The following is a 1,980-nucleotide window of genomic DNA, read 5'->3' as shown; positions in this document are numbered from 1 at the left end:
GATCTCCTCTACGGAATGGACCGCGGAGGACGCACGGAACGCGGAGAACGGAGAAGGCGTTGTCAGTACTGTTCGTTCCGTTCTCTGCGTCCTCTGCGCCCTCCGCGGTGAGATCCTCGCCTTGACCACGGGACACGGCAAGGTGCTCGCCGTCACCCCTCGTTCGCCGGCGGCGGGCGGCGGCTGTCTACGCCGCGGCCAGGCGCGCGCTGGCGCGCTGCCAGGCGTCGGGGGCGAGGCGCGGCTGGAGCTGCTCGAGCAGGTTGTGGAACTGCCCGGTCAGGCGCGCCTGGGCCCAGAGGATCGCGTTGCCGGACGGGATGAGTGCCTGCGGCCGGCCGTCGCGCCCGAGGCCGAAGTCGCGGTTGCGCCGCAGCCATTCCGCCTGGCGCTGCTGTCCCTGGCCGTTGCAGGCGCTGATGTGCCCACCACCATCGGCCCAGCGGTAGACGTAGGAGACGTCCCCGTCGGCCGGCCGGTAGAGGTTCAACTCGCCTGCGCGGCGGAAGGCGGCCAGCAGGTCGGCGGCCTGGCCGCTCATCTTGGGCGGGTAGCCGCCCAGCTCCAGGGCGCGCTCGCGCCGGAAGACCATCTGGCCTTCGAAGGTATTATGGTGCACGCCGCCCTGCAGCTCCCAGCATTCGCGCCGGCCGAGCGCCCACCAGCCGCAGCGGGATTTGGCGCAGGTTGCGGGGCCGGCCAGAGCCCCCACGGCCTCGCTCAGGTGCCAGGGCAGGTAGAGGTCGTCGTCGTCCCAGTGGGCCACCAGCGGCGTCTGGGCGGCCTCCAGCAGCGCCTGCCGCTTGGCGCCCAGGTTGGCATGGCGGTGGGGCGTGTTGATGACACGGACTGACACGGACTGACACGGACTGACACGGACCGCGTCCAGGCACCATTCGGACGCGCGGCAGCCGTTGCGGTGAACCAGCGGCTCCGGGGCGTCGTTCAGGATCAGGAGCGTGGCCTCGCCGGGGTAGTCCTGCAGCAGGAAGCACGCCACCGCGTCGCGCAGGCGCTCGAATCGGCCGTGCGTCGGGCACAGGCAGGTAATGGGCGGTGCGGCCGGCATGGCGGGCTCCTTTCCTTCACGCGGTCTTGACCTCGGCGACGCGCCGTTCGGTGGGGCTGCCCCTGCCCTGGACCGCCTCCAGCACCTGCTTGGCGGCCTCCTTGTCGCCCGGCGGCATCGTGGCCAGCGCGGCGCTGATGCTCTTGACAACCGTCGTCAGCGCGGCGGTTTCGGCGCCGGCCAGCGTGGCCGCCGCCCGGGCGGCCGCCTTCGCCTTGCGCCAGAGGATCCCGAGCACGCCCACCAGTCCGCCGTAGGCGCCCAGGAGCGCGTAGGTGCCGAGCATGCCGCTGGAGAGCCGCCAGCCCGACCGCGCCGGCCGCGTGGCGGTGTCGAGCCGGCGGTCGGCGTCCCGGGCCAGCGCCGTCCGATGCGCCGCCTCCAGGCGCGCGCCGTCGGAGAGCGCCCGCTCCAGCTCCGGCTCGGTGACGGGCACCCGCACCGGCGCGCCGTGCGCCGAGACCAGCAGCCCGGCCAGGCGGGCGATCAGCTCGTCGCGCCTCTCCAGCGTCTGGTCGGCCAGGTCCTTGAGCCGCCACCAGGCGGTCATCGCGCTCACGCGGCGCGATTCCTGCAGCGCCTCGCCCGGCTGCGGCGGCAGCCCCAGGGCCGGTGCTTCATGGTAGAGGCCGACGATCTCGCCCGAGTCCCGCCAGAGCGTGCGGACCGTGCCGCAGCCGACGGCGGGGCACAGAACGGACAGGCACAGGCAGACACGGACCAGCACGGATCGGTTCATGGCGCCGTCCTTTCGTTCAGAAACTCGAAGGCCAGTCCCCGCAGTTCGTAATGGCCGCGCTGGGCGGCCAGGGCCACCTGCTGGCCGCCCAGCTCGTGGCACTGACCGCGCAGGCTGCCCGGGACCAGGTGCGTCGCCTCGCCGCGCCCCAGAGTCAGGCTCAGGTAGATGT

At 73.0% G+C, this 1,980-nt stretch carries 3 protein-coding genes; all 3 read right to left on the bottom strand.

From position 1 onward, the window contains the following. Nucleotides 1-187: 187 nt before the first annotated feature. Entirely contained in the window at nt 188-1,069 is an 882-nt protein-coding gene (locus GXY85_00135; GenBank protein ID NLW49236.1) for a glycosyltransferase family 2 protein, read from the bottom strand. A gap of 16 nt (nt 1,070-1,085) precedes the next feature. Further along, nucleotides 1,086-1,808, bottom strand: a complete 723-nt coding sequence (locus GXY85_00130) for a hypothetical protein (GenBank protein NLW49235.1) — start codon at nt 1,806-1,808, stop codon at nt 1,086-1,088. Further along, nucleotides 1,805-1,980: hypothetical protein (locus tag GXY85_00125; protein NLW49234.1), on the bottom strand; the 176-nt coding region annotated here is incomplete at its 5' end. The genes GXY85_00125 and GXY85_00130, both read right to left, overlap by 4 nt.

Source organism: Candidatus Brocadiaceae bacterium (genome assembly GCA_012728835.1).
Lineage (GTDB): Bacteria > Planctomycetota > Brocadiia > SM23-32 > SM23-32 > JAAYEJ01.
Note: the sequence above shows the minus strand (reverse complement) of the source record. Positions and strands in the feature narration are given on the sequence as shown.

Excerpts from the sequence above, each read along its gene's own strand:
- GXY85_00130 (NLW49235.1), bottom strand. The coding sequence starts at position 1,808 with ATGAACCGATCCGTGCTGGTCCGTGTCTGCCTGTGCCTGTCCGTTCTG.
- GXY85_00135 (NLW49236.1), bottom strand. The coding sequence starts at position 1,069 with ATGCCGGCCGCACCGCCCATTACCTGCCTGTGCCCGACGCACGGCCGA.